Source organism: Brevibacterium sp. Mu109 (assembly GCF_900169375.1).
GTDB classification, from domain to species: domain Bacteria; phylum Actinomycetota; class Actinomycetes; order Actinomycetales; family Brevibacteriaceae; genus Brevibacterium; species Brevibacterium yomogidense_A.
In genome coordinates this window covers 1-7,295 of record NZ_FXZF01000054.1, presented here as the reverse complement: position 1 = coordinate 7,295, position 7,295 = coordinate 1, and the positions used below count along the sequence as shown (strand labels likewise).

The 7,295-nt window shown below is 65.8% G+C and carries 6 protein-coding genes; 5 read left to right on the top strand and 1 reads right to left on the bottom strand.

The features are described from left to right. Positions 1-289 precede the first annotated feature (289 nt). The 4 genes from BSP109_RS15915 to BSP109_RS15900 all read left to right on the top strand — a co-directional run bounded on the left by BSP109_RS15915 (position 290) and on the right by BSP109_RS15900 (position 3,803). The gene (locus BSP109_RS15915) at positions 290-1,372 is read left to right on the top strand and encodes an efflux RND transporter periplasmic adaptor subunit (protein WP_101601911.1); all 1,083 of its coding nucleotides are present in this window, start codon (positions 290-292) and stop codon (positions 1,370-1,372) included. Further along, a complete protein-coding gene (locus tag BSP109_RS15910) occupies positions 1,366-2,049 on the top strand; it encodes an ABC transporter ATP-binding protein (RefSeq protein ID WP_101601909.1) in 684 nt (227 codons plus the stop codon). The genes BSP109_RS15915 and BSP109_RS15910 overlap by 7 nt, the downstream gene beginning before the upstream one ends. Beyond that, a complete protein-coding gene (locus tag BSP109_RS15905; RefSeq protein ID WP_101601908.1) occupies positions 2,046-3,245 on the top strand; it encodes an ABC transporter permease in 1,200 nt (399 codons plus the stop codon). The genes BSP109_RS15910 and BSP109_RS15905 overlap by 4 nt, the downstream gene beginning before the upstream one ends. A gap of 135 nt (positions 3,246-3,380) precedes the next feature. Beyond that, a complete protein-coding gene (locus BSP109_RS15900) occupies positions 3,381-3,803 on the top strand; it encodes a hypothetical protein (RefSeq protein ID WP_101601906.1) in 423 nt (140 codons plus the stop codon). A gap of 165 nt (positions 3,804-3,968) precedes the next feature. Here the strand turns inward: BSP109_RS15900 and BSP109_RS17115 are convergent, their stop codons facing one another. After that, positions 3,969-4,364: a hypothetical protein gene (locus tag BSP109_RS17115; RefSeq protein WP_146001205.1), complete on the bottom strand. Its 396-nt coding sequence runs from the start codon at positions 4,362-4,364 to the stop codon at positions 3,969-3,971. 205 nt (positions 4,365-4,569) lie between these two features. On the opposite strand from BSP109_RS17115, the gene BSP109_RS15890 reads away from it, so the two are divergent. Beyond that, positions 4,570-7,263: a Tn3 family transposase gene (locus BSP109_RS15890; protein ID WP_257944747.1), complete on the top strand. Its 2,694-nt coding sequence runs from the start codon at positions 4,570-4,572 to the stop codon at positions 7,261-7,263. Positions 7,264-7,295: the final 32 nt, after the last annotated feature.

Below are 7,295 nucleotides of genomic sequence, written 5' to 3'. Positions count from 1 at the left end.
GGACGCCTCGAGCATCTGCGAGGTATCGGCCTGGGTTTCAGGAACTTCGGGCACTACGTACTACGCTGCCTGCTCCACTCCGGACAGCTATCGAACCGAGTCAACGCACTCTGAAACCGGAAGAGCCAGATTAGTTGAGCGGATATAAGTCCTTGCGATTCACGGTGAGCACCATGACGAGGGTGCAAATAGACTCAGGAGTGGTCGTTCCCGAGCGTTCACCTGGGTATATGATCGCTCCCATCTGTCGTCGGAGAGGCCGCGGCACGAAACCTCGAGGGGCTGATCCGTGCAGGTCTTCCGCCGTGTGATCCTTCCGATCCTCTATCTCGTCGTCCTCGCGGTCATCGCCGCCTCCCTCGCGTGGCTCGCCTTCGCACCGTCCGGTGATTCCCGGGCGGACGACGAATTCCCGACCGGCGAACTCGTCGGCTCAGAGGTTTTCGTCGAACGGGACACGATCGAAGCGCACGTGACCGTGGACGGGAGCATCACGATCGCGGAGCCCGTGCCGGCGAAGCCCGCCCGGGACGGCACGATCAACCACATCTGGGTGAAGCCCGGCATGGAGGCGGAGGAAGGGGACGACCTCTTCCAGATCGTCGTCGAAGAGGTCGAGGAGCCCGCCGCCGGTCCGGACGGATCCGATGCGGAGGAATCCGACGCCGAGGCCCCGGCCGCCCCCGCGCCCCGGCGCACCTATCACACGATCACCGCCCCGGTCGCCGGCACCGTGGGTGCCTTCGACCTGCGGGTGGGCGACGACGTCGCGAAGGGCAGCGGCGATCTGACGGTCACGTCCCGCGACTACAGTGCGGTGGCCGACATCGATCCGGTCGAGCTCTACCGGATGGGCGACCTCCCGGACACGGCGGAGGTGACGATCGACCGCGGCCCGGCCCCGTTCGACTGCAGGGAGCTGCGGCTGCTGGAAGCGGGAGTCCCTCCGGTCTCGGGCGCGGGCGGCACCGGCGACGACAGTGCGGGCCCCGACGAGTCCGGCTTGGACGAGTCCGGGATGGCCGACGACGGTTCCGCAGGCTCCGGCGGCTCCACGCAGCTGCGCTGCGCGATCCCCGATGACGTGGAGGTCTACAACGGGCTCACGATGACGCTGACCGTCGACATCGGGTCCGCGGACGACGTCCTCACGGTCCCCGTCACCGCCGTGCGCGGGATGGGTGAGGAGGCCACGGTGTGGGTGCTCGACGACGTGGGCGAGCCCGCGGAGCGGGCGGTGGTCATCGGAATGTCCGACGGCACGCTCGCAGAGGTGAAGGAGGGCCTCGAGGAGGGCGAACCGCTGCTGGAGTTCGTGCCGGGTACGGAGCCTGACCTCGAGGAGGACGAGTTCGGGGAGATGGTCTGGTGACCCCGCCTCTCCTCCACCTCGAGGCGGTGGCGCGGGCAGTGCGCCTGCCGGACGGCCAGACGCTGGAGATCCTCCGCGGCATCGACCTCACGGTGTACGAGGGCGCCCACGTGGGAATCGTGGGGCGGTCCGGCACCGGCAAGTCGACGCTGCTGAACATCCTCGGGCTGCTCGACCGTCCGACGGCCGGGCACATGCTGTGGGACGGCGCCCCGACGGACCGCATGTCCTCGCGCACGGCCTCGACGACACGCGGTGCGCAGATCGGCTTCGTCTTCCAGCAGTTCAACCTGCTGCCCGGTCGGACCGCGCTGGAGAACGTCGCCCACCCGCTCCTGTACGGGACCGCCACTGACGTGCGCACACGGAAGAAGCGGGCGCGGGAAGTGCTCGAACAGCTGGGACTCGGGCACCGCGCGGACCATGTGCCGAACCGCCTGTCCGGCGGTGAGCAGCAGCGGGTCGCGATCGCCCGCGCACTCGTGAGGCGGCCCCGTCTGCTCCTGGCCGACGAGCCCACGGGTGCGCTGGACGTGGACACGGGGAGGCTCGTCATGGACCTCCTCACCGAAGCCGCGCATGCGTCAACCGCCGCGCTCATCACGATCACGCACGATCCCGCGATCGCAGCGCGTGCGGACCGGCGGTTCACTCTGGAAGGCGGGGTGCTCACGTGATCGGCGCGCTCCACGGGTCTCTGGTCGAGGCATGGCAGGAGCTGCGGATCCACAAGCTGCGGGTCCTGCTGTCGCTCGTCGGCGTCGCGATCGCCGTCTGCTCCCTCACACTGGTCGTCGCGATGTCGACGATGGCGGAGGACGCGATGCGCCTCAGCTACGAGCAGATGAGCGGGCGCGAGGCGACCGTGACGCTCGAGACCGACGTCGAGCGTCTGCACGCGGACGAGCTCGCGATGGCCGCGGCGGTCGACCCGATCCTGGCGGAATTCGGCGTCGAGCACTCGACCCGGGTGGCGGAGTCGGACACCGAAGTCGTGACGGAGGGTGGTTCCGAACCCGCCTCCGTGACACTCCTGGACACCGACTACGGGACGATCTTCAGCACGTCGCTGACCGCCGGCCGCTGGTTCTCCACGGGCGATGAGTCGAACCTGTCGCCGTCGGCCGTGGTGAACGAGAACGTGATGGAGGCGGCGGCAGCAGACGCCTCGGACCTTCCGGTGACGATCGAACTGCAGGCGGATCGGAGCGCGCCGCCGATGACCGTGACCGTTATCGGAGTGATCCAGGGCAACGAGTACGACTGGTCGCAGGTGTTCATGCTCGCGTCGTCGGCGACCGCGTCGGTCCCACTCTCGAGTCCGCCCCAGTTCGTGTGGAACGCGTGGGTGCCGGAGGAGATCGCCGATGATCTCGCGGCACAGATGTCGTCGCGTCTCGCGCAGACGACGGGGGAGACGTGGACCGGTTATCGGACGGACCAGTTCCTCTACGTGGCAGAGACCCTGACGGTGCTCAGCGCGATCCTCCTGTCCATCGCGGGCCTCATCCTCTTCCTCGGCGTCCTGGGACTGGTGAACATCGCGCTGGTGACGGTGAACCAGCGGGTGCGGGAGATCGGGATCCGCCGCAGCTTCGGTGCCACGGGGTCGCGGGTGTTCTTCTCCGTCATGATGGAGTCCGTCGTCGCGACGTCCATCGCTGGGGTGTTCGGGGTGGCGGTGTCCGTGCTCATCCTGCGCTCACCGGCACTCATGGAGTTCCTCACGGAGGGCATGGCCGCTGAACCGCATTTCCCCGCGTCGGCCGCGTTCGTGGGCTTCGCGGTGTCCGTGGGTGCCGGAGCGATCGCGGGGCTGGTACCCGCGATTGTCGCGACCCGCGCCCACATCGTCGACGCGATCCGGGCCTGAGCCCCGCGCGCGTGTTATAGACGCGCTACTGAAAATATGGCTCCGGCACGTGGAAAACTGTCTACCGCAAGACCGGGAAGCGCAAGTACTGTCTCGGGCGCGGGGCATGCAAGTCAAGAAGAACGGAAAACGTTGATGTCCATCTCAAGCAAACGGTACGCTTACGGGTTTGCTCTGGCGCTGGCGGCCGGGGCTCTTGCGGGGGTTGCTGTCGTCGCCACAACTGCTATCGCAAACGTCAACGACCCTATTCCTGTCGACGGTGACGCGGTCGTGGGCGCAAGCGTCCTCGCTGGGGCGGTGGGCGCAGTTCTGGCGGTGCCAATGTATGGCATTATCACGCTGGTCGTCAGTCAGAGTGAGCGAAGGAACTGGCTGGGTTCCGCGACCTGGAAGGCTACTACGGTGGCCCTGTGCGCGGTTCTCGCTGTGGGCGGATGGGTTCTTCTCGCCACACTGGGCTTGCATCCGGGGGAATCTTCTCTTGCCCTGGGGGCCGGAGCAACTGGCCTGATGGGAGTGGTCCTCGGACTGACGTTGATCAAGGTGTTCTCCTAGCCCTGCCCGCCAAGCACGGCCGACGCAGTTGAACCCGAGGCGATTCACAGTTGGGGGTGGCGCAGAGGAAGATTGTTGGCCTGCGCTTGCAGAGTATGGATGATCGACTCTGACGATTCATTCGCTGCCATGGGTACCTCCTCGAAGTCCGGCGCTCTCAGCGTCTCATGCTGCCCAGACACGGCTGGGTGATCGCAGTGCCTGGATGGCGGCCTTGGCAGCGGCAACCTCGGCGCGGCCAGCGGGGGTCTCCCGCGAGGCCTTCGCACGTGCTGCGCTCTCGCGCTGCGCTACAGGATCCCACGTGGGCCGTGGCCGTGATGCTGAAGGGGCAGGGGCGGTCTCGCGCACGGCCAGGGCGACCGGGAGTGCTCGCCTCAGCCATCCAGCAGGATTCTTCACGTGGGTGAGTGCGTCTTGTCCCAGCGCGACATTGCGGGAGTCGAGCGCATCGACCAGCTGCCGAGGGGTCAAGACCAGCGCCTCGGGGGTCTCGTCGAGGACTCGTGCCAGCTCTGCGGGCCGGCTGCACTGGTGGAAGATGCCTTTCAGCTCTCGCATGAGACGACGAGCCAGGTGCAGTGCCCGCGAGCTCGCCGCTGGAAGCGCCTTCTTCTTCTGGGTCTTTGCTCGCCGCGAAGCGGCTCCCTCGTGCGCGCCCTGCGCGCGCGTTGGTGAGTAATTACCAAGGTGAGAGAGGTGGGGTCTGGGGAAGAATCGCCCGGAAATTCACGCTAAGGAGTCAGCGGCCTGTTGAATGGGTGACATGGCGGTCGATTTTCTAAGTGATGAGCAGGTCGCAGGGTTCAGCGGATTCCCCGACGAGGTACCAGCGGAGGACCTGGAACGTTTCTGTTGGTTGGACGATGCCGATTTGTCGGTGGTTGGTCGCCGCCGGGGAATGCACAATCGCCTGGGATTTGCTGTTCAACTGATCACGGTGCGGGTAGTCGGACGTTTTTTGACGGATCCATTGGCTGTTCCGTGGCCGGTGGTGGAATCCCTGGCCGGGCAGCTGGGCATTGCCGATGCTTCCGTGCTCAAGCTGTATGCGCAGCGGGGACAGACCGGGTACGAACACGCCGCGGAAATCTCCACCGAGTACGGGTATGCGGATTTCTCCGATCCGGCCAGGTACGAAGAGCTGAGGCTGTTTCTGGAGGCCCGGGCCTGGACTTCGTCGGAGGGACCGGTGCGTTTGTTTGAACGGGCGGCGCTCTGGCTGCGTGAGCGCAAGGTCCTTCTCCCCGGCGTCTCTACGTTGACACGACTGGTTTTAGAGGTCCGTGCCGGAGCAAATGACCGCCTCCATTCCATGCTGGTGGACGCGGCCGGCCCCGCATTGATTCTGGAATTGGAAGGTCTGCTTCGCGTTGGGGATGGGTCGCGGTTGACCGCGTGGGAACGGCTGCGGACCGGGCCTTCGAGGGTCTCGGTGCCGGAATTGTTGCGGCAGTTGGAGCGGCTGGGCCGCTTGCGGTCCCTGGGTGCCGGGTCCATTGATGTGGAGATGATCCCCGAGGGCCGGATGAACGCCCTGGCCCGCTACGGATTGGCGGGCAAGGCCTCATCGCTTCGAGGACTATCGGGACAGCGCCGGGGTGCGACACTGCTTTGTGCCGTGCGCGCATTGACGTCGGAGGTTGCCGATGATTTGTGTGATGCCCTGGACGCCATTGTCAACGAACGCGTTCTGCGCAAGGCAACCAGGGAATCCACTGCCGCCCGGTTGAAATCCCTGCCCCGTTTGTCCAAGGCCTCACTGCAATTGGCGAAGGCCGCGAAAACACTGGTCGAGGTGTTGGACAACACGGAATATTCCGGCGCAGAGGCCGCCTCGGTGCTGGCCGATCAGGTTTCCTTGTCCGAGCTACGCGCCGCGCTGCAGGTGGTGAACGAAGTGGTGAATCCCGAGGGTGCCGAGGCTGATACTGCGGGGCAGATGCTGCGCCGGTTCGCCACCGTGCGCTCGTTCCTGCCGGCGTTGGCCGCGGCGGCACCCTTCGGGGCCACCGCGGGCGGGACGCCAACGTTGGCGGCGCTGACGGCACTGCCGGAGGTTCTGGACGGCCGCAAGAAAGACCCTGCCGAGGTTGATCTGTCTGTCCTCTCTCCGACTTGGCAGCGTCTTGTCACGGCTTCGGAGGAAATCGACCGCAAGGCCTACACGGTGGCGGTGACGGTGGCCGTCCATAAGGCGCTGCGGCGCAGGGACATCTTCGTGGTTGGCGGGCGGCGCTGGGGAGACCCTCGGGCGCGGTTGCTCACCGATCCTGCGTGGCAGAAAACCAAGACTGAGACTTTGAGGGCTCTCCAGCTGCCAGAAGAGCCAACGGAGCATCTGGCTGGTGTGCGCCACCGCCTTGATGCCCGTTATCGTGCGGCGGCTGAGCAGTTGGCCGACAATCCAACGGTACGGATTGATGATGCCGGCAAAGTCCACCTCTCACCCCTGGAGGCCAAGACGGTCCCGGAGTCCCTGACGCAGTTGCGGGGGCTGGTCTCCGGGATGCTGCCGAGGGTGGACCTGCCCGATGTGCTGCTGGAAGTACATTCCTGGACGGGATTCCTCTCGGAATTCAGCCACGTCTCGGAGACCTCCGCGAGGATGGGCCAGCTTGATGTCTCCGTCGCAGCCATCCTGGTGGCCGAGGCCTGCAACGTCGGACTCACACCGGTGGTAAGGGATGGCCACCCCGCCCTGACACGTGGACGCCTGAGCCACGTCGACCAAAACTATGTGCGTGCCGATACGCTTCGCGCAGCTAACGCCCGCCTGATCAAGGCCCAGTCCGGTCTCGGACTCGCACGGCGCTGGGGCACCGGCTTGTTGGCGTCCGTCGATGGGATGCGGTTTGTGGTGCCGGTGGCTACCGTCAATGCCGGGGCAAATCCGCGCTACTTTGGCCAGGGCCGCGGCCTGACCTGGCTGAACTATCTCAACGACCAGGTCTCCGGGCTGGGTGCCGTTGTGGTTCCGGGAACGGTCCGCGATTCCCTGCATATTTTGGATGGGCTGCTCGATCTTGACGGTGGCCAACGCCCCGAGATGGTCGCCACTGACACGGCCTCCTACTCAGACCAGGTCTTCGGGCTTTTCACCCTGCTCGGATATCGGTTCTCGCCCCGTCTGGCCGGGTTGCCGGACCAACGGTTCTGGCGCATCGACGCCACTGCGGATTATGGGAAGCTGAACGCGGTAGCCGGTCGCAACCGCATCAACCTGGATCTCATCTCGTCGAACTGGCCGGACATGCTTCGCCTTGCTGGGTCCTTGACGTCCGGGACCGTGCGCGCCTCCGAAGTCCTGCGGGTCACCCAGGGAGGCGGGGCACCGACGCTGCTCGGGAAGGCGTTGGCGGAGTTGTGTTTCGTCAAGTTGATGTCGGCCGTTTCAGCGCTAAGAATCCAGCCAGGTGAGCGTGGTGTCCTGCCGTTTGAGCGTTTAGCTATTTCATGAGGGCGTTCTTGACTCTGTAGGAGTCGCCGCGG